Source organism: Streptococcus mitis (assembly GCF_047459985.1).
Lineage (GTDB): Bacteria > Bacillota > Bacilli > Lactobacillales > Streptococcaceae > Streptococcus > Streptococcus mitis_DZ.
Genome location: NZ_JASHHD010000002.1, coordinates 19813 through 40291, shown reverse-complemented (window position 1 = coordinate 40291; position 20479 = coordinate 19813). Strand labels below are relative to the sequence as shown.

Annotated in this window: 24 protein-coding genes; 6 read left to right on the top strand and 18 right to left on the bottom strand. The window is 38.1% G+C overall.

Features of this window, described 5'->3' with window-relative positions; all coding sequences use genetic code 11:
* Positions 1-5: 5 nt before the first annotated feature.
* The 11 genes from QM959_RS01770 to dhaK form a co-directional block, all read right to left on the bottom strand.
* Entirely contained in the window at positions 6-470 is a 465-nt protein-coding gene (locus QM959_RS01770; RefSeq protein ID WP_414371010.1) for an NUDIX hydrolase, read from the bottom strand.
* 9 nt (positions 471-479) lie between these two features.
* Complete coding sequence (locus tag QM959_RS01765) at positions 480-1133, bottom strand: uracil-DNA glycosylase (RefSeq protein ID WP_414371009.1); 654 nt, start codon at positions 1131-1133, stop codon at positions 480-482.
* Between the two features lie 11 nt (positions 1134-1144).
* Complete coding sequence (locus QM959_RS01760; RefSeq protein ID WP_414371399.1) at positions 1145-1900, bottom strand: DUF4336 domain-containing protein; 756 nt, start codon at positions 1898-1900, stop codon at positions 1145-1147.
* A gap of 64 nt (positions 1901-1964) precedes the next feature.
* A complete protein-coding gene (locus tag QM959_RS01755; RefSeq protein WP_414371007.1) occupies positions 1965-2657 on the bottom strand; it encodes a YjjG family noncanonical pyrimidine nucleotidase in 693 nt (230 codons plus the stop codon).
* Between the two features lie 124 nt (positions 2658-2781).
* Positions 2782-3000 (bottom strand): hypothetical protein, encoded by a 219-nt coding sequence (locus tag QM959_RS01750; RefSeq protein ID WP_414371398.1) that lies wholly within the window; start codon positions 2998-3000, stop codon positions 2782-2784.
* Positions 3001-3039: 39 nt separating this feature from the next.
* Positions 3040-3273 (bottom strand): hypothetical protein, encoded by a 234-nt coding sequence (locus tag QM959_RS01745; protein WP_414371005.1) that lies wholly within the window; start codon positions 3271-3273, stop codon positions 3040-3042.
* 30 nt (positions 3274-3303) lie between these two features.
* Entirely contained in the window at positions 3304-3495 is a 192-nt protein-coding gene (locus tag QM959_RS01740) for a hypothetical protein (RefSeq protein ID WP_414371003.1), read from the bottom strand.
* Positions 3496-3793: 298 nt separating this feature from the next.
* Positions 3794-4525: a hypothetical protein gene (locus tag QM959_RS01735; RefSeq protein ID WP_414371001.1), complete on the bottom strand. Its 732-nt coding sequence runs from the start codon at positions 4523-4525 to the stop codon at positions 3794-3796.
* A gap of 643 nt (positions 4526-5168) precedes the next feature.
* Positions 5169-5543, bottom strand: a complete 375-nt coding sequence (dhaM, locus tag QM959_RS01730) for a dihydroxyacetone kinase phosphoryl donor subunit DhaM (RefSeq protein ID WP_414371000.1) — start codon at positions 5541-5543, stop codon at positions 5169-5171.
* Positions 5543-6118, bottom strand: coding sequence for a dihydroxyacetone kinase subunit DhaL (dhaL, locus tag QM959_RS01725; protein ID WP_414370998.1), 576 nt, complete (start codon positions 6116-6118; stop codon positions 5543-5545). The genes dhaM and dhaL overlap by 1 nt, the downstream gene beginning before the upstream one ends.
* A 21-nt stretch (positions 6119-6139) precedes the next feature.
* Positions 6140-7129: a dihydroxyacetone kinase subunit DhaK gene (dhaK, locus tag QM959_RS01720; protein ID WP_414370996.1), complete on the bottom strand. Its 990-nt coding sequence runs from the start codon at positions 7127-7129 to the stop codon at positions 6140-6142.
* Positions 7130-7281: 152 nt separating this feature from the next.
* Here dhaK and dhaS point away from each other — a divergent pair, with 152 nt between their 5' ends.
* A complete protein-coding gene (gene dhaS / locus QM959_RS01715) occupies positions 7282-7812 on the top strand; it encodes a dihydroxyacetone kinase transcriptional activator DhaS (protein ID WP_414370995.1) in 531 nt (176 codons plus the stop codon).
* On the top strand, positions 7809-8798 hold the full coding sequence (dhaQ, locus tag QM959_RS01710) for a DhaKLM operon coactivator DhaQ (RefSeq protein WP_414370993.1): 990 nt from the start codon (positions 7809-7811) through the stop codon (positions 8796-8798). Before dhaS ends, dhaQ begins: the two co-directional genes overlap by 4 nt.
* A gap of 363 nt (positions 8799-9161) precedes the next feature.
* On the opposite strand, the gene QM959_RS01705 is transcribed toward dhaQ, so the two are convergent.
* The 6 genes from QM959_RS01705 to QM959_RS01680 all read right to left on the bottom strand — a co-directional run bounded on the left by QM959_RS01705 (position 9162) and on the right by QM959_RS01680 (position 14455).
* The gene (locus QM959_RS01705; RefSeq protein WP_414370992.1) at positions 9162-9566 is read right to left on the bottom strand and encodes a hypothetical protein; all 405 of its coding nucleotides are present in this window, start codon (positions 9564-9566) and stop codon (positions 9162-9164) included.
* Complete coding sequence (locus QM959_RS01700; protein WP_414370990.1) at positions 9541-10452, bottom strand: phosphodiester glycosidase family protein; 912 nt, start codon at positions 10450-10452, stop codon at positions 9541-9543. The genes QM959_RS01705 and QM959_RS01700 overlap by 26 nt, the downstream gene beginning before the upstream one ends.
* Positions 10449-11492 carry a glycosyltransferase gene (locus QM959_RS01695; RefSeq protein ID WP_414370988.1) on the bottom strand — a complete coding sequence of 348 codons (1044 nt, stop codon included), beginning with the start codon at positions 11490-11492 and terminating at the stop codon, positions 10449-10451. The genes QM959_RS01700 and QM959_RS01695 overlap by 4 nt, the downstream gene beginning before the upstream one ends.
* Positions 11493-11718: 226 nt before the next feature.
* Entirely contained in the window at positions 11719-12213 is a 495-nt protein-coding gene (locus QM959_RS01690; protein WP_000031476.1) for a YkgJ family cysteine cluster protein, read from the bottom strand.
* Positions 12214-12452: 239 nt separating this feature from the next.
* Positions 12453-14186: a phosphoenolpyruvate--protein phosphotransferase gene (ptsP, locus tag QM959_RS01685; protein WP_414370987.1), complete on the bottom strand. Its 1734-nt coding sequence runs from the start codon at positions 14184-14186 to the stop codon at positions 12453-12455.
* Positions 14187-14191: 5 nt separating this feature from the next.
* A complete protein-coding gene (locus QM959_RS01680; RefSeq protein ID WP_000146947.1) occupies positions 14192-14455 on the bottom strand; it encodes a phosphocarrier protein HPr in 264 nt (87 codons plus the stop codon).
* A gap of 349 nt (positions 14456-14804) precedes the next feature.
* Here QM959_RS01680 and nrdH point away from each other — a divergent pair, with 349 nt between their 5' ends.
* From nrdH to QM959_RS01660, 4 genes are all read left to right on the top strand, one after another.
* Positions 14805-15023 (top strand): glutaredoxin-like protein NrdH, encoded by a 219-nt coding sequence (gene nrdH, locus QM959_RS01675; RefSeq protein WP_049500732.1) that lies wholly within the window; start codon positions 14805-14807, stop codon positions 15021-15023.
* An 80-nt stretch (positions 15024-15103) separates the two neighbouring features.
* Positions 15104-17263, top strand: a complete 2160-nt coding sequence (gene nrdE, locus QM959_RS01670; RefSeq protein WP_414370986.1) for a class 1b ribonucleoside-diphosphate reductase subunit alpha — start codon at positions 15104-15106, stop codon at positions 17261-17263.
* Positions 17264-17452: 189 nt separating this feature from the next.
* Positions 17453-18415, top strand: coding sequence for a class 1b ribonucleoside-diphosphate reductase subunit beta (gene nrdF, locus QM959_RS01665; protein ID WP_004262458.1), 963 nt, complete (start codon positions 17453-17455; stop codon positions 18413-18415).
* A 143-nt stretch (positions 18416-18558) separates the two neighbouring features.
* Entirely contained in the window at positions 18559-19326 is a 768-nt protein-coding gene (locus tag QM959_RS01660) for a DeoR/GlpR family DNA-binding transcription regulator (RefSeq protein ID WP_414370984.1), read from the top strand.
* Positions 19327-19498: 172 nt separating this feature from the next.
* On the opposite strand, the gene lacD is transcribed toward QM959_RS01660, so the two are convergent.
* Positions 19499-20479 carry a tagatose-bisphosphate aldolase gene (gene lacD, locus QM959_RS01655; protein WP_001229114.1) on the bottom strand — a complete coding sequence of 327 codons (981 nt, stop codon included), beginning with the start codon at positions 20477-20479 and terminating at the stop codon, positions 19499-19501.

The following is a 20479-nucleotide window of genomic DNA, read 5'->3' as shown; positions in this document are numbered from 1 at the left end:
CTCCTTTATTCGTAGAAATCCACTTGGGTATCCAATAACTTATCACCATCATAGACAAACTTAGCTGAAAAGAATGGTTTATCTTCTAAAAGCCACTCGACAAAGGTATGGTCCCCTTCCCAAGTCGGCTTGCTTAGAACTTGGTCGTAAGGAACCCATTCTAGTGTTCCCTCGTTACAATCAATCAAGTCGCCCTCAAACTCTGTCACCTTAAAAACATAGGTATACCAGTCTAAATCTGGCGTAAATTCAGGAAAAGTGATAACACCTTTTAGAACTGGTTTGGCTTTGAGACCTGTTTCTTCGAGGATTTCACGCGCCGCGCATTCCTGAGGCGTCTCTCCACGCTCTAACTTACCACCCACACCAATCCATTTTCCTTTATGGACATCATTGGGTTTCTTATTACGGTGGAGCATGAGCAGTTCTTTCCCGTTATCAATGTAGCAAATCGTCGCTAACTGAGGCATATTTTCTCCTTATCTAAGCCAATCGATTGGCTCTTGTCCTGTCTCTTTTAAGAATGTATTGGCCTTGGAAAAAGGCTTAGAACCCCAATATCCTCTGTAAACCGATAAAGGACTGGGATGGGCTGATTCGATAATCAAGTGATGAGGATTGGTAACCAAGGCCTTCTTCTTACGTGCATAGGCTCCCCAGAGTACAAAAACGACTGGTCTATCAAGATTATTGACGACCTTTATAACCGCATCTGTAAAAGGCTCCCATATCTGACCAGCATGACCATTGGCCTGGCCAGCAGGAACCGTCAAACAAGCATTAAGAAGCAAGACTCCTTGCTGAGCCCAAGCTGTCAAATCATGAGATTTCTTAACGCCGATATCATCTGACAATTCTTTCAAGATATTTTGCAAAGATGGCGGAGCTGGGATAGAGTCAGGTACAGAAAAACTCAAGCCCTGCGCTTGATCTGGTCCGTGATAGGGGTCTTGCCCTAGAATCACCACCTTAACTTCTTCAAGCGGTGTTGTCAAGAGAGCCTGAAAAACCTTTTCCTTGGGCGGATAAACAGTCCCCTGAGCATAGACTTGCTCCATAAACTGATTGATTTTCCCAAAATAACCTTCAGGTAATTGCTCCTTAATCAAAGCATGCCAAGACGAGTGTTGCATCTTTCTCTCCTTTACCGTATCCATCTAAAAGCACGTCTTAATTCATCCGTACCATTCTCAAAAAAGCATAGGCCGTGTGCAAGTATAATCTTATCAGGTTCCCAGTTTAACATACGGGAAAAGGAAACCTTTGCCTCTATTTGTCTTCTAAAAAAGGTCATCCTATAATCGATAGGAGTTTGCCCATCAGGGGCTGTTACTCGGGCTAATCGATAGATTTTTCTTCGGATTGGACTAGCTATCATTTCCGGTTCAAAATTCTCTATAAGGTCCGTTACAATGAGTGTTTTAGTTGATTTATGAAAAAACACCACTTCTTCAATCACAGAACTTCCCTTAAAAATAAGTTGATCAATCTCGTCAGACCATAAGTCAGGAGACTCATCTGTTAAGGGAGCATCAAATACCAGCTTTACTTTCTGACTTTTCGCTCTCTCTTCAACTCCTGGACTAGACCATGCTTGCGCATGAGGATATCTTTTTTTCCAATCTGCAATATAGGTATAGTGAATCTTATTTGGAGAAATCAGGTAAGCGACTCTACCCATAGCATCCAGTTCAGCAAAGAGCTCCTCGTTTGGCGCGATAGGAGAATGAATCCATAGTTTGCCATCATTTAACTTAACCACCGTCATACGTGTCTGAAAAGGTAGTTTGAAGACCTTCATATCCATTTGAATCAAATCACCGTCTACTATCCAGATATTTTGATCAACTTCCTTTAGTGTATACAATGGTGCATAAAGAGAAAGAGCTGGTCTTGACATCATTTACTACTCCTTCGTTTTTACTGCCTCTATTATAGCAAAAAGTGGCTATGGAAACCACTTTTTACAGTTTACCTAAGTAATCCAACAAGTCTTGGTAAGAATGGACTTCGTAAGTCGGCTGGGCTTGTGTGTGATTTTCGAGGTCATGAGGATTGTACCAGATGGTGTCAATCCCAGCATTATTGCCACCTTGAATGTCGGCTGTTAAAGAATCTCCAATCATCAAAGCTTTCTCTTTGCTAAATCCAGCAATCTGCTGACCAATCTTTTCATAAAAGAGAGCATCAGGCTTTTGTGTTTGCAACTGTTCAGAGATAAAGACTTGATTGAAATAAGGTGCTAGACCAGATTGAACCAAACGCCCTGTCTGAATGGCAGTAATGCCATTTGTCGCAGCATACAAGTCATAATTTCGCTCAATGAGGCTGTCTAAGAGTTCATGAGCGCCTGAAAAAGTTTGCCCCTGCTGAGCGAGGTAAAATTGGTAACGCTGGGCTAGAAAACTACCGTCTTTTTCCTGTCCAAAATGACCAAATAAACGAGAAAAGCGCGTGTTAACCAGCTCCTGTTTACTGATTTTCTTCAGCTCCAATTCCTTCCAGAGAGCCTTGTTCATAGGAACGTAATATTCTTTATAGGCTTGAATATCCGCAACCCCTTCTTCTTTTAGAAGTTGCGTCAAAGCCACATCTTCAGCAGCATCAAAATCAAGCAAGGTGTGGTCAAGGTCGAAGAGTAGAAATTTGTAGGACAATTTGAGGTTTTCCTTTCTATGATAAACAACTTTCACTTCATTCGGTTGTTTAATGTAAAAACTTAAAAGTGGTATAGTATCACAAAGAATAATCGTTCCAATTGATTAACTACCCCATACTATTCTAATCAAGTTTAGTTTTATTATAGAAAAATCTTCTATAAATTCGAGCAATGGTTAAAATACATACAAATATGACTCCCAGAATAGATAATACTATTTTCACAAAACTCATTTCCGAACCTATGAAATATATATGAAAAAGAGGGGCTAGTCCTACACATATATACAATAGATAACTACTAAATCTTATCTCACCAATTCCTGCAAAAAAATGTTTCATTTTAAATATCCCCATTTTACCTTTCATCTTTATAATCCACTAACAAGCCACTAACAACTCTATTGACTTCTCTTTTTTTTTGAAAAATCTTGACAGCAAATTTACTCCACTTAATGCCACTAAAATTTCAATGGGCAAAAAATAGTAATCCCATATCAAATGAGAAATCAGCAATGTTAGAAATAGTATACAGTCAATATAACTATTCTGAAAATATTCTGTAATTACATAATACAGAAATGCCACAACCACTGAAATTAAAACAACCATCATAATACTACCGTCCTGTCCTTCTCACTAACTCTATTTCCAAAATTTAATTTTTGGGGGACTTAGTAATGAAATTACAATTAACAACACACCTAATATAAATAAAAGTATTTCCCAAAATTTATTCTCAGTTTTAATGAAAGGTATAAGATACATACTAACCAATATGGAACTTGCTCCTATAATGGCAAATATTAGTCTAACTTTATCACTTAGTTTAAACATATTGGGTCTCCCATAAAATAAGCAATTGCTATGTTTACTGTAAAATCTATCCCAAAAGAAAGAACTTCGTTATTGAGAGATAATTTCCCATTTAAGATACCTCATTTTTCCTGAGTCAAGATCAACATCATTATTTAGTGATACGAGTGCCATAAGATTTCTCCTCCTTAATGTGGCATGGCTAGGATAGTGTTCAAACAATGGACAACTTCGTTTTTATCTCTCCGTCAGCTAAATAAGATACTCTTTCTCTACCTGATTTTATTTTACAGAAAACTAAGATTTAACCCTATTTATCTTACTTCTTATTTTTAAATAATTCATACTCTTTTTCTCTGATAAAGGGAAGTGAAAAATTAGAAAAAATTAGTAGAATTGAAAACAGATATCCGTCTTTTTGCATTGCTAAAACATAGCCTAAAAATAAATAGATCATCAAATCTAGTACAAAAAGAGAAAATATTCTCCTTTTCATTACCTTACTTGTCTTAAAAATTCTGTTTAATAGAACCTTTATCGTAGTATCTACACAAATTTTTATCAAAAAGATAAGAGTCAGTACATGATTAGCAACTGTGGCATGAAGAATAAATGGAAATAGAGTTAATATAAAACTAGAAATCTCTAAATATTTTATCCAAGGAGATTGAGACATCTTACTTTTAAACTGACTAATTTTCCTATATTCACTAGTTAATCTAGTATCAAAATCTTTCCCAATTTTATTAAAGATTAAGAACTCCAAGATAAAAACACTTATTAATAAGATATAAGTAGAAACGTTTCCTGGGAAAAATTTATTGATTAAAATTGGAAAACTCATTAACATAATCGAGTTTATAGCCAAACAAATAGATACTATTTTATTCTTCGCAGAGTATATAGGTAGCGATACTATTGAATAGAGAAACGCTAAAAAAATAAGCAAGAAATACTCAATGCTGCTAATTAGTGATACCCTTAATGATAAAAATAGATAGGCGCCCCACACGATGATATGCGCTTTACGAATTGACTCTAGATTACTCATCTGCCTACTCCTAATATGCAAAGGGAATCCATTTTTAGTTCACATTCTTTTTCCAACAAGTCATAAGCATTTCATGATATTTCCTTCTTCTACATTAGGTAAAGTTGAAATACATTTCTGCAAGTGAAAATATAATTGTTATTTGCAGTCCACAAAAATCTATCCCTCTTTTAGACATAAAGCAAGTCAGATTAAAGATACAAATATAATGATAAGGCTTTCTTTTACTTTAGACTACCATAAAACAAGGAATCTTTCAACAAAATTCATTGTCAAACTACTATTCTATAAGATTGACAACCCAAATCTTTTAGAATAGAACTATCCTAACTATCGAATACCCCGGTTTCATAAATATCCATGTAATTCTAGACCTAGAATTCCTATAAACTAAATGTTTTTGCACTATTCTATGCCATTGATTGCCTTAAATTTTAATTTTTGAAGAATTCTAAAGCTAGAATAGTCCTATCACAATCAGTTTTGAATGATTAACAATTTAGAAACTCTATGATTCTACTCCTTTTACATTAAAAAGGAACTGCCTAAAGCAATCCCTTTCTGATTTTGAAATCATTTACTTAAAATTTGATAGTAGAGGTAATAAATAAGTCATCTATAGACGGAATAATAGGAAAATTCCTTATTTATTAATTTCAAGCTCCGCCAACTGTGCTTGAATAACTGATTGTTCTGCACCAGCCTGAAGAAGAGCAGCTGCAGTATAAGCACCTTCTACAATTGGAACCCTGTTGATGACGATACTTTTATCACTGAAATCAGCCACCATTTCTAAGTTCATTTTAGCAGATCCTAGATCAAAAAAGGCAAGTAAAGTATCTGCTGGATTTTCGGAAACAACCCTATCTACTTGATCAAAACTAGTTCCAATTCCTCCATCTTCGGTTCCTCCTACATAAGTAATCGGAACATCTTTAGCAACTTCACTAATCAGTTCAACAACACCTTGTGCAATGTTTTTGGAATGCGAAACGATAACAAGACCAATACTTCCCATTAGACCACCCCAGTTTCTAAAAGAGCAGTAAAGAGTAATCCAGATGAGAATGACCCAGGATCAATATGTCCAAGAGAACGTTCCCCTACATAAGATGCTCTCCCTTTAGTTGCAAGTAAATCTTTGGTAGCATTCACTACCTTATCAATAACCTCTTGAGTCAATTGGCCATCAGACAAGGCAGCAATAACAGGAGTCCAAACGTCAACCATTGTCTTTTCTCCAACTTCTGCTTTCCCACGTTTGACAATCATATCCAGACCACTTTGTAAGATTTCTTCTAATTTCGAATTAGAATCAGCCTTGGACATTCCCATAAAAGCAGAGCCATACAAGGGACCAGAAGCACCGCCTACCTTACTCAGTAGTTGCATTGAGACAAGCTTAAAAACATCACTGCTTGTCTCAAATTGCTTTCCTTCTATGTTTTCCATAACTGCAGCCATTCCACGCGCCATATTTCCACCGTGGTCTCCATCTCCTATAGGAGTATCTAGCTCACTAAGGTAATCTTTCTGTTCCTGAATCTTTTCATTAAAAAGCTTCATCCATTCAAGAGCTTGTTCAGCATTCATGCGACATTTCCTCCTTGAGTTTTACCAAGCTGGGGTAGTAACAGGTGCATTTAGAGCATCCAACCATTCATCATCTGCCAATCGAATCAATGTTAATGACAAGCCAGCCATATCAATTGAGGTCATATAGTTTCCAATTTTCTTAAATGCCAACTGAACACCTTTTTCATGGAGTAATTTAGCCACATCATTTGCAAATACATATTGCTCCATAAGAGGGGTACTTCCTAAACCATTGATGAGAAGGCCATAGCGTTCACCAGCTTTAAGTTGGAAACCTTCAGATAATTTTTCAACCAATTCAGAAGCTAATTGTGCTGAAGGTTGCATTTTCTCTTTTTTATATCCCGGCTCACCGTGAATACCAACACCATATTCAAATTCATCATCTTCTAGAACAAAGCCTGGTTTCCCAACTTCAGGAACGGTTGCTCCAGATAAGGCCAATCCAATTGTTTTGATTTCTAAGACAAGTTTATCGGCCAAGTCCTTCATTTCAGCTAATGATTTACCAGAACGAGCCGCATCACCCAAAATTTTATGGACTAATATAGTACCTGCAACACCTCGACGACCTTGGGTATAGAGACTATTTTCAACCGCAATATCATCATCGACTACAACACTTGCTACATCAATACCTTCCATCTCAGCAAGTTCTTGTGCAATTTCAAAGTTCATGATGTCCCCAGAATAGTTCTTGATGACCATGAAAACTCCGGCCCCTTCATCAGCCGCCTTAATGGCTTCTAAAATTTGGTCTGGAGTAGGTGAAGTGAAGACTGCTCCACAAATGGCAGCAGACAACATTCCATCTCCTACAAATCCAGCATGACTTGGTTCATGTCCTGAACCTCCACCTGAAATGAGTCCAACTTTTCCTGTCTTTTCTGCCTTTCTAACGATGACATCAAAACCATCTAAGCGTTCTACCAGGTCATCATGCATGAATGACAAGCCCTGCAACATTTCATCAACAACTTGTGTCGGTTCATTTATAATTTTTTTCATGAGAAACTCCTTTCGGCATGTACCTTTGTTTTCGCTTTCATTATATATTTTTTACTGCTGGCTGATAAGGGACAGATTCTATTATTTGTCCCCTTTTAAACCCATTTAAAAAAATTTTTGGTAAAATGAAGTAAGTAAAAGAAAGGCTTCCTATGGCATCATCACTTATTACAAAAAAACGGATTGCCAAGGCATTTAGAGACCTATTAGCTACTAGAGAATTTGACAAAATCTCCATTGTAGATATCATGGAATCAGCTGGCATTCGTAGACAGACCTTTTATAATCACTTTCTTGACAAATATGAACTGCTAGACTGGATTTTTGAAACTGACTTAACCGAGTATATCACTAATAACTTGGACTTCATTTCGGGCCAAAAACTATTACAAGAATTATTTCTTTATTTCGAACAAGAGCGCGACTTTTATATTCAACTTTTTGATATTCAAGGGCAAAATAACTTCTATGACCACTTTATAAACTACTGTCGCTTGCTTGTATCAAAAATTTTAAGAGAATATGGTCAATTTGATATCGATTCATCTACCTATACTTGTTTTTTATTAGACTATCATTCACACGCTCTAGCAGAAATCGTGAAGGCTTACGTCAATAAAAAAAGTCCAGTTCCACAACCAGACTATCTCATCCTGACGATTATTGGAAAGAGACCACAATGACATTTATTTCAAATCATAAACAAAAAATTATTTCAAGTTACATTTCAGCAACTGTCAGCAGTCATCCTGAATTAGAAAAACACCCTACTTTACCATTAGTCTATCAAAAAAATCGCAATCCTCATCAGGTTCCAATATTGTCGGGTGGAGGTTCAGGTCACGAACCTGCTCATATTGGATATGTGGGAAAAGGAATGCTGACCGCTGCTATCTATGGCCAATTATTTACTCCACCTACAAGAACTGAAATCTTAGAGTCCATTCGTTTTTTAAACAATGGTCAAGGTGTCTTCATCATTGTTAAAAATTTCGAAGCAGACATCAAAGAATTTAGCTCGGCCATTAACACCGCTAGAAAGGAAGGAATTAAAGTCGGATATAGTCTAGCACACGACGATATTTCCATTGAACCTCACAATAGATTTCAAATTAGAGGTAGAGGGCTTGCAGGGACCATTTTACTTCATAAAATCCTAGGATATGCGGCTCAGAACGGCGCCGACATCGAGCAACTAACTGATTTAGGTCATCAGCTTGCTCCCGAAATCGCAACGATTGGCTTTGCAACGAAATCCGCTAGTCTCCCCCAAGCTACCCTTCCACTATTTAACTTGGAAGAAGGAAATATTTCCTATGGTATTGGCATACATGGCGAAGAAGGTTATCGTATCGTCCCATTCCAATCATCAGAAATCCTAGCAAATGAAATTATAAGCAAATTAAGATTACACTATCATTGGAAAAATAGTGATCAATTTATATTGCTTGTAAATAATCTAGGTACTAGCAGCAACCTAGAAATGGGGATATTTATCAACGATCTCCTTCAACTCTTAGAAATTGAAGGAATCACTATTACCTTTATAAAATCAGGAACATTTATGACCAGTTTGGATATGGCAGGTATATCCGTAACTCTATGCCCCGTAAAAAATAAACAGTGGTTAGAAGCACTCAATGCTCCAACGACAGCTTTTGCATGGTAATTTTCTTGTATAACTCAAAAGGACTACATCACTTGATAACCCTTTTAATCTTATCTCACGTTTAAAAGAATTCATACTCAATGAAAATCAAAGAGCAAACTAGGAAACTAGCCACATATTGCTCAAAGCACTGCTTTGAGGTTGTAGATAGAACTGACGAAGTCAGCTCAAAACACTGTTTTGAGGTTGCAGATAGAACTGACGAAGTCAGTCACATATATACGGCAAGGCGATGTTGACGTGGTTTGAAGAGATTTTCGAAGAGTATCACTCTTTCTATTTCAAAGAGTCCATCTACCTTTTACAATTCTTCTATCAAAAAACTGGATGTTCCGCTCAACAACCAGTTTCTTCATTTTTAAGCTAATTCTTTACTTTTTTCTTCTGAAAGAAAAGCGATGTTATAGCCAAAATAGCAAAGGCAATGCTAACATACCAGTAGGGTTGATCTAGGGTGGTTGAACGACCTGATAGATTGATGATCCCACGAAAGAGCATTCCAGTTGTTAGAACTGCAACTGCCGAATTCCACAAGTTTAGACTGAGCCGCGCTAAGTTTGGAATGATTTTCAACAATAATGTCAGAATGATGCCCCCTACTAGAGGACCTACAAAAAGATAGTGCATATGAAGCGAAGTTTCCCCAAAACTATAGGACTCGTAGATACGACTAAATGATAAAAAGAAAATAGTTAGAAGACTATAGCCAACGACTGTCTTTTTGAGGCGTTTATTTTTGATTTTAGTAACCGATGTAGACAATATCACTCACCGCCCTTTCTGATATCTTGCTTCCACCTGTAGTCGGTTTATTAATCACCTGACCGTTAAAGTAGAGAGTTGAGGATCCACCGCCATCAAGGTTATAGGCTGTCTTCACTCCGTACGACTTCATCACTTCTGCCATCTGGTAAAGAGACAAGCCCTTGCTCTCAGAGGTACGACCATCCGAAACGACGATGATATAGTGGTTTTCATCGATAATCCCGATAGCTGTACGAGGATTTGAAGCCATAGCCTGACCAACTTCTGCATTAGTGCCGACAGAGATTTCCCCATCTTCAACTAGAGAAGGGCCAAACGCCAGTAAATTGACTACACCATCTTGAACCAATTGGTCGGCTGAAACTTGGTTCTCGTAGATGATTTTAAAGGAACCGTCCTTGTAAATAGCCAAATCACCATTACTTGAATTGTCACGGGCACTATCTCGATAGACAACTCCATTCCGGATAACATAACCAGAGCTATTGGCTCCATAGTAGTCACCGTTAATAGCTAAAATAGCATTGTTTTCAGCAGCTGTCACAGAAGTTTTGGCTGTAACGTTGCTTCCATAGGAGTTTTGAGCTAAGGCTGTTTTCAGATAATCTGCAGAGCTCAGAGTCACATCCGCCACATAGATTTGCGTTTCATTCACCGTCTTTTTAGTTAGATTGACACTGATATTTCCATCTGAATAGCTGGTATCCGTCACTTGGGCATTTTTTGCTGCTTGGCTTTCTACTACGGTGTTAGACGTAAAGCTAGTATTTGATACAGTGGAAATCGTTTCAGAGAGTACAAAGGTCTTTAACATCGAATAGGTAAAGAAACTTGTCAGAAGCAAGCCAAAAACCGAGGCGTATAGATAAGCTTTCTTAAAAAAATTCATACTGGATAACAAATCCTTTCTTTGAAAATAAATCGTGTTTGAACAGTCCAAGATACCACAAAGAGAAGCATTCCTACAACAATTTTAGCCATGAATAAATTGATTCCGAAACCTGTATTAAAAAGGCTAATTAGGAGAGTATCTAAGAAAAATAGAACAAGAGACAGCGTTAAATAACCTACACCTGTTTTTAAATTACTTGCTTTATTTTTAAATACCAATTTTTTATTAGTCGAAAAGTTGAAGATACAGCTAGTAACACGAGCCAGCCCATTTGAGAGGATAAGGCGTAACCCCGATGGAATAAAGCTCAAGCATAGAATGGAGAGAGCATAAACCAGGTAATCTACGATAAAACTACTGAATGATGAAAGAGCGAATTTAAAAATGTTTTTGTAAATTATTAACCCATCTCGAATAGGTCGGAAGTGAGAAGCTTGATTGTCATTTATATAGACTGTTTCAATAGGAACTTCCAAAATAGAATATTGCTTGCTGGCTTCCAATAGCATGTTCATTTCATACTCATAGCGTTGACCTTCCACTTCCATCATAAAAGGAATCAAGTCTGTCGTGAAAGCACGAAGTCCTGTCTGCGTATCCGAAACGGCTATACCTGTTTGAATTTTAAATAAGATACGGGTCAAGCTATTTCCAAAACGACTACGTAAGGGAACCTTGCCAGTAAAAGCACGAACACCAAGAACAAGAGTGCTAGGATTTTCGTCCACCTTGTTACTGGTACGTAATATGTCCCAAATCTTGTGTTGACCATCTGCATCTGCTGTGACGATAGTTCCAGGAATATTGAGTGATTGAATATAAGCAAAAGCTGTTTTCAAAGCCTGTCCCTTACCTTGATTGACTTGATGACGAAGTACAGTCCCATAGTTTTCAGCTCGAGCAAATATTTCTTGACATTCAGGAGAACTACCATCATCAATCACAATGATAGAAAAATCACACTTCTTGTGAATTTTTTCAATCAGTGTTAGCAGATTAAAATCGGGTTGGTATGCTGGAATAACTAGATAATTCATATCCGCACCTCTTTCTTTTGATTTGTATAAGTATACGTTGACTTGCTTAAAAAATCCTTATATCTGCTTTTTTACAAAAATAAATTGATGATTTTTCAAAATAGTCCATAAAAAGAAAACTCCATAGAAAGTATTTCTACAGAGTTAGACTGGTATCTTTATAAAAATAAATGGGATAGAGAAAATAGGGAGCTCACTTCTGTGTGAGAATGAAGAGTGCACATATCTACAACTTATCCTTTAATTTCTCAACAAAGAGATAGGCTGCTGGACAGGTCAAGGTATTCTTAATTGTCAAATGGTTAATTTGATGGATTTTTTTACGGTCTGTATGGGGGAATTCCCTGCAGGCCTTTGGACGAACGTCATAGATAGAACAAAGGTTATCTCCTCCTAAAAATGGGCAGGGCATGGATTTGAAAACCTTATCCCCATCTTCATCTACCTGAAGGAATTCAGCTTCAAAAGCTGGTAATTTCATCTTAAAGTACTTGGCGATTCGTGTAATATCCGCTTCTTTAAAGTCAGGCCCCAATGTCTTACAACAGTTAGCACAGGCCGTACAATCAATCTCAGCAAAAACTTCTTGGTGAATCTGCTGGGCTATCTTATCTAAATTTTTTGGTGGCTTTTTCTTTAAATTGGCTAAAACTTTACGGTGCTCCTTTTGCTTTTGCAAGGCTAACTGATGGTAATACTCAATATCAATTTCTTTAGACATGGTTTCTCTCTTATTCTATTTGTTTCACCCTATTATATCATGCCTCTGACTCATTGAAAAGTGGACTTTATACTCAATGAAAATCAAAGAGCAAACTAGGAAGCTAGCCGTAGGCAGTACTTGAGTACGGCAAGGCGAAGCTGACGTGGTTTGAATTTGATTTTCGAAGAGTATTATAAGACTATACTTTCCCAAAATGCATCAAAAAACCTTGCAACTAGGTTACAAGGTTAATGACATTAATCGAAGTTAACGTATTCTTTTTGAAGTTCAAGGACTTCTTCCATTGTTGAACACTCTGTAAGGGCACGGTTAGCGTACTCTTCCATCTTAGCAGTGTCCAGTTTCTTCATCAAGCTACGTGTACGAAGTACAGATGTAGCTGACATAGAGAACTCATCCAAGCCCATTCCGACAAGAAGTGGAACAGCTGTTTGGTCACCAGCCATCTCACCACACATACCAGCCCATTTACCTTCAGCGTGAGCTGCTTTGATAACGTTGTTGATCAAACGAAGGATTGATGGGTTGTATGGTTGGTAAAGGTATGAAACTTGTTCGTTCATACGGTCTGCTGCCATTGTGTATTGGATCAAGTCATTTGTACCAATTGAGAAGAAGTCAACTTCTTTTGCAAATTGGTCTGCAAGCATGGCTGCTGCAGGGATTTCAATCATGATACCAACTTGGATGTCATCCGCAACTGCAACACCTTCAGCAAGAAGGTTTGTTTTTTCTTCTTCATAAACTGCTTTAGCTGCACGGAATTCTTTCAATAGGGCAACCATTGGGAACATGATACGCAATTGACCATGAACAGAAGCACGAAGAAGAGCACGGATTTGTGTACGGAACATAGCATCTCCAGTTTCAGAAATAGAGATACGAAGAGCACGGAATCCAAGGAATGGGTTCATTTCGTGTGGCATATCGAAGTAAGGAAGTTCCTTATCTCCACCGATGTCCATAGTACGAACAACTACTGGTTTACCATTCATTCCCTCAAGAACAGCCTTGTATGCTTCATACTGCTCGTCTTCTGTTGGGAAGTCTTGAGAATCCATGTACAAGAACTCTGTACGGTAAAGTCCAACAGCTTCAGCACCGTTGTTGTTAACACCTTCAACATCTTTTGGAGTACCGATGTTAGCAGCCAACTCGAAGTGTTTACCGTCAGCAGTCACTGTTTGAGCATCTTTCAAAAGTGCCCATTCAGCTTTTTGTTTAGCATAAGCTTCACCAGCTGCTTTAAATTCTGCCGCTTGTTCATCTGTTGGGTTGATAATGACTTCACCAGTGATTCCGTTAACGGCAAGGATATCGCCGTCTTTCACCACTTCAGTGATGTTATTTGTTCCCAATACAGCTGCAATTTCAAGTGTACGTGCCATGATAGCTGAGTGGCTTGTACGTCCACCAATATTAGTTACAAAAGCTTTTACAAAGTTTTTGTCCAATTGAGCTGTATCAGATGGTGTCAAGTCATGCGCAATTACGATTACTTCTTCATTGATAGAAGCTGGGTTTGGCAATTTTTTACCAAGAAGGTTTGCCAATACACGTTTTGTCACGTCGCGGATATCCGCTGCACGTTCTTGCATGTATGGGTTATCTTCCATGCCTTCAAAGATAGTGATGAACATGTCAGTCACTTCTTTAAGACCTGCTTCAGCATTGACTTTCTTAGCACGGATTGTTTCTTTAATCTGACCGATCAATTCTGGGTCAGAAAGAACCATCAAATGAGCGTCAAAAACTTGAGCCGCTTCTTCACCAAGCGTACCTACAGCCTTCTCGCGGATAAGAGAAAGCTCGTTTTGAGAAGCTTCAAGAGCAACATCCAAACGAGCCTCTTCTGCGTTTGTATCTTCGACTGAAACAGTCTCGAATGACAAATCCGGTTGAACGAGTAGATATGCTTTTGCAACTGCAACACCATCAGATGCTGCGATTCCTTTAAGCATTTCTGTCATTTTCCTTATGCCAATCCTTCTTTTTCCATTGTTTCTGAGATTGCAGCGATTGCGTCATCTGCATCTGCACCTTCAGCTGAGATAGTTACGTCAGCACCTTGGCCAACACCAAGACTCATAACACCCATGATTGATTTAAGGTTAACTGATTTACCTTTGTACTCAAGAGTGATATCTGAAGCAAATTTGCTAGCAGTTTGTACCAACAATGTTGCTGGACGTGCGTGAATACCTGTTTCTGCCACTACGTGGAAATCTTTAGAAGCCATAGTTTGACTCTCCTTTTGTTCTTTCTTTTTTGAGTTATATGTGATAACCCTTACAATTTGGTATTATATCATCTTCTAGGTTTTTTTTCAAGCATTTTATGGGATTTATTCGATTTCCTTTCAGATAACTTGCTGAAAATCTTCTATCCTAAATAACAAAACACAGGATATAGTTTTCCAAAAAACAATCTGTAGGATATTCTTTGCTATTTTACACTTAAAACACTATATATTGTGTTTAGGTAGGTTCTTCATAAAAACATACCACTATATTTAGTTCTAAATCATTGACAAAATTTTATTTTCTGATATACTAGGATAGTATTAAATTTTAAAGAGGAGTTACACAATGGTAACCGTTTATTCTAAAAACAATTGTGTCCAATGTAAGATGACCAAACGTTTCTTGGACAGTAATAATGTCACTTATCGTGAAATCAACCTTGATGAGCAACCTGAGTACATCGATCAAGTTAAAGAGCTCGGTTTCAGCGCAGCTCCTGTTATCCAAACACCAACTGAAGTCTTTTCAGGTTTCCAACCAGGAAAACTGAAACAATTAGCATAATCTTAGTACATCATCCAGAAGAAACTGCTTCTAGGGCTAACTTAGAAGCCTTTCTTTTGTAATTAGATAAGGGAAATTTTATGGGATTAAAACATCTTGAGGACGTGACTTACTTCCGTCTCAATAACGAAATCAACCGTCCTGTCAATGGACAAATCATGCTTCATAAAGATAAGGAAGCCTTGGATGCCTTCTTTAAAGAAAATGTAGTTCCAAACACTATGGTTTTTGATTCAATCAAAGATAAAATCAATTACCTCATTGAACACAACTATATCGAAACAGCATTTATCAAGAAATATCGTCCAGAATTCTTAGAAGAGCTTTATCAATTTATCAAAGACCAAAACTTCCAATTCAAGTCTTTCATGGCTGCCTATAAATTTTATAATCAATATGCTTTGAAAACCAACGACGGTGAATATTATCTTGAAAGTATGGAAGACCGCGTCTTCTTTAACGCCCTTTATTTCGCTGATGGTGATGAAGCTGTTGCAATCGATATTGCCAATGAAATCATCCACCAACGCTACCAACCGGCTACTCCTTCCTTCTTGAATGCTGGACGTGCTCGCCGTGGGGAGTTAGTATCTTGCTTCCTAATCCAAGTAACTGATGATATGAACTCTATCGGACGTTCTATCAACTCAGCTCTTCAACTTTCACGTATTGGAGGAGGGGTTGGAATTTCCCTCAGCAACCTTCGTGAAGCTGGTGCACCTATCAAAGGCTATGAAGGAGCAGCTTCTGGGGTCGTTCCAGTTATGAAACTTTTCGAAGATAGCTTCTCTTACTCAAACCAATTGGGGCAACGTCAAGGTGCTGGGGTTGTCTACCTCAACGTCTTCCACCCAGATATCATCGCCTTCCTTTCAACTAAGAAAGAAAATGCCGATGAAAAAGTTCGTGTTAAGACCCTTTCACTTGGTGTTGTAGTACCCGATAAATTCTACGAATTGGCTCGTAAGAATGAAGAAATGTACCTCTTCAGCCCTTATTCTGTAGAGCTTGAATACGGTGTGCCATTCAACTACATTGACATCACTGAAAAATACGATGAATTAGTCGCAAATCCAAACATCCGCAAGACAAAAATCAAGGCGCGTGATTTGGAAACGGAAATCTCTAAATTGCAACAAGAGTCTGGCTACCCTTATGTCGTCAACATTGATACGGCTAACCGTGCAAACCCTGTTGATGGTAAGATTATCATGAGTAACTTGTGTTCTGAGATTCTTCAAGTCCAAGAACCAAGCTTGATCAACGATGCTCAAGAATTCCTGCAAATGGGAACGGACGTTTCATGTAACCTTGGTTCAACCAACGTGGTTAACATGATGACTTCACCTGATTTTGGTCGTTCTATCCGTGCTATGGTTCGTGCACTTACTTTCGTTACAGATAGTTCACACATCGTAGCTGTTCCTACTATCGACCACGGAAATAGCCAAGCTCATACCTTTGGTCTTGGTGCCATGGGACTTCACAGCTACCTTGCCCAACAATTGATTGAATATGGATCGCCTGAGTCTGTTGAATTTACAAGCATCTACTTCATGCTCATGAACTACTGGACCTTGGTAGAATCAAACAATATTGCGCGTGAACGTGGCATCACCTTCCACAACTTTGAAAAATCAGACTATGCTAACGGAAGCTACTTTGACAAGTATGTAACTGGCGAATTTGTTCCAAAATCAGAACGTGTTAAAGAACTCTTCAAAGATGTCTTTATCCCAAGTGCTGCTGACTGGGCTGAACTTCGCGACAAGGTTCAAGCAGATGGACTTTACCACCAAAACCGTCTAGCTGTTGCTCCAAATGGTTCGATCAGTTACATCAATGACGTTTCTGCTTCTATCCACCCGATTACACAACGTATCGAAGAACGTCAAGAAAAGAAAATCGGGAAAATCTACTATCCTGCTGCTGGCTTGTCAACAGAAACCATTCCTTACTACACTTCTGCCTACGACATGGATATGCGTAAAGTGATTGATGTCTATGCTGCTGCAACTGAGCACGTGGACCAAGGACTTTCACTCACACTCTTTATGCGTAGTGACATTCCAAAAGGACTTTACGAATGGAAGAAAGAAAACAAACAAACGACACGTGACTTATCTATCCTTCGTAACTATGCCTTTAACAAGGGTATCAAGTCTATCTACTACGTCCGTACCTTTACAGATGATGGTGGAGAAGTCGGTGCTAACCAATGTGAAAGCTGTGTGATTTAATCCTTGCTTGAGGAAACTACATTTTCTCAAGCTATCGATTCATTTACCAAGCTAAGCTGGAATAAGCATCTATACTATGAAATAACAAAAAAGTCGGGCTTCCGACTTTTTATGCGATACTCCTCTGGAATTATGATAAAATAGAAATAATTGTGAGTTCGCAATATTAAACACAGAAAGAGATTTCAAATGGAAACTTACTACAAAGCCATTAACTGGAATGCCATCGAAGATGTCATCGACAAATCAACTTGGGAAAAGCTGACCGAGCAATTCTGGCTCGATACACGTATTCCCTTGTCAAATGACTTGGATGACTGGAGAAAGCTATCAAATGTAGAAAAAGACTTAGTTGGAAAAGTCTTTGGTGGTTTAACCCTTCTCGACACTATGCAATCTGAAACTGGGGTTCAAGCCCTTCGCGCAGACATCCGTACACCCCATGAGGAAGCTGTTTTCAATAACATCCAATTTATGGAATCTGTCCATGCAAAATCTTATTCATCAATCTTTTCTACCTTGAATACTAAGGCTGAGATTGAAGAAATTTTCGAATGGACCAATACCAATCCTTACCTACAAAAGAAAGCTGAGATTGTCAACGAAATCTACCTAAACGGTAGCCCACTTGAAAAGAAAGTTGCCAGTGTCTTCCTCGAAACCTTCCTCTTCTACTCTGGTTTCTTCACTCCCCTCTACTATCTTGGTAACAACAAACTAGCCAATGTTGCGGAAATCATTAAATTAATTATTCGTGATGAATCTGTTCACGGAACCTACATTGGTTATAAATTCCAACTTGGTTTCAATGAATTACCTGAAGAAGAGCAAGAAAAACTCAAAGAATGGATGTACGATCTGCTATACACTCTCTACGAGAATGAAGAAGGTTATACAGAGAGCCTCTATGACGGTGTTGGTTGGACTGAAGAAGTCAAGACCTTCCTTCGCTACAATGCTAACAAAGCACTCATGAACCTGGGACAAGATCCACTCTTCCCAGATTCAGCTGATGACGTCAACCCAATCGTTATGAACGGTATTTCAACAGGAACTTCTAACCACGACTTCTTCTCTCAAGTCGGAAATGGTTACCTCCTTGGTGAAGTTGAAGCCATGCAAGACGATGACTACAACTACGGTTTGAACTAATGTTATCTATTTTATAAGCAATAACAAATATCATGGTTTGTTTAAAACAACCATGATATTTTTGTTTTTGTTTTCTTTTGTTTTTTAAATTGATTGATTGAATACTTTATGATAAAATAGTAATAGAAATAGAGGTGATAACGATGTTAAAGCAGGAAAAACTAGATAATATTCTAGAAACGGTAAATACAAAGGGAACTATTACTGTAAAAGAAATCATGACTCGCTTAGATGTATCAGATATGACTGCTAGACGCTACTTGCAAGAGTTAGCAGACAAGGATTTACTTGTTCGGGTGCACGGGGGAGCTGAAAAAATTCGCACAGGTTCTATTTTAAATAATGAACGTTCCAATATTGAAAAACAAAGCTTACAAATCGCAGAAAAACAAGAAATTAGCCGTTTTGCAGGCCATTTAATTGATGAGGGTGAAACTATTTTTATCGGCCCTGGTACCACCTTAGAATCTTTTGCCCGTGAACTACCAATTGATAATATTCGTGTTGTAACAAACAGTTTACCAGTCTTTCTCATCCTAAACGAACGAAAACTAACAGATTTGATTTTAATTGGTGGAAACTATCGCTCTATTACCGGAGCCTTTGTGGGAACACTAACCTTGCAAAACTTGGCTAATCTACAATTTTCTAAAGCCTTCGTTAGCTGTAATGGTATTAAGGACAATGCGATTGCGACCTTCAGTGAAGAGGAAGGTGAATCTCAACGCATCGCCCTCAATAATTCCAATAAAAAATACTTACTAGCTGACAATAGTAAGTTCAATAAATTTGATTTTTATACCTTCTACAATATCTCTGATATTGATACCATCGTTTCAGACTCTAAACTGAGCAAAGAAATGTTTGAACAACTTTCGAAACAAACAAAAATTATTCTTTCTAAACCATAAAACTATCCCCACCGATTGGTGGGGATTTTTGTAAGTATTAACACTCTTTGAAAATCAAATTCAAACTACGTCAACGTCGCCTTGCAGTACTCAAGTACAGCCTACGGCTAGTTTCCTAGTTTGGCTCTTTGATTTTCATTGAGTATAAAAATTTCAATTTCTAATGACTTTCTTACACGCGTTCTTTCCATGAAGTCGCTGTTGTTTGAAGGACTTTGTTGAGTTCGTCAATGTTTTCAAATCCAGTTGTGCGAAGCCATTCACGAGCTGCTGCTTCACCATCTTTGATGTAAGCTTCAACTGATCCAGCCCATGTTGCACGGCCACAAAGAACACCGTTAAAGTTTGCACCTGATTCATGGGCAAATACAAGAGTATCTTGGAAAAGTTTAGCTGATACACCAGCACTCAAGTAGATGTATGGCAAGTTAGTTGCTTCATCTTGAGCTTTGAAGAATGCTGCTGCTTCTTCACGTGTATAAACTACTTCACCTTCAGCGAAGCCTTCAACATATTTAATGTTAACAGGAACTTCTACTTTCAAGACATCAATGTTAAAGCGTGGGTCTGAGAAGACTTTCATAGCACCGATAACTTTGTGTGGTTTTACTTTCGCGTATTCTACAGAACCAGCGTCAGCAATTTTTTCATCGTAAGCCAAGATTTCAAGGAAAAATGGGATATCTTCAGCCACACACTCAGAACCGATACGTTCGATATAAGCTTGTTTTTCTTGGTTGAGTTCGTCTGAGCTATCCACATCATAGTAAAGTAAGAATTTAACTGCATCTGCACCTTCTTCTTTAATACGTTTTGCAGACCAAACATCCAAGCAGTCTGGCAAGCGTTTTGTGCTTGTTGTGTCATAACCTGTTTTTTCATAAGCAAGGAGAAGACCAGCTTTTTCATCAAGAGCTTTAGTCGCTGGAAGGCCATACTCAGGGTCAAGAAGCATAGATGAAGCGTATTTAGTCAATTCATCTGCTACCAAGACTTTAAGTTCTTCCATTTGAGCCACTGTTGGTTCTTCTGTTTGGTGTTGTGCCATGAGACGTTTCAAAGCACCACGTTGGTCAAATGCAAGAGCTGAGATGATACCATTTTCATCAGAAAGTTTTTCTAAGCGTGCACGTTTTTGTTCTGTTAAAGCCAT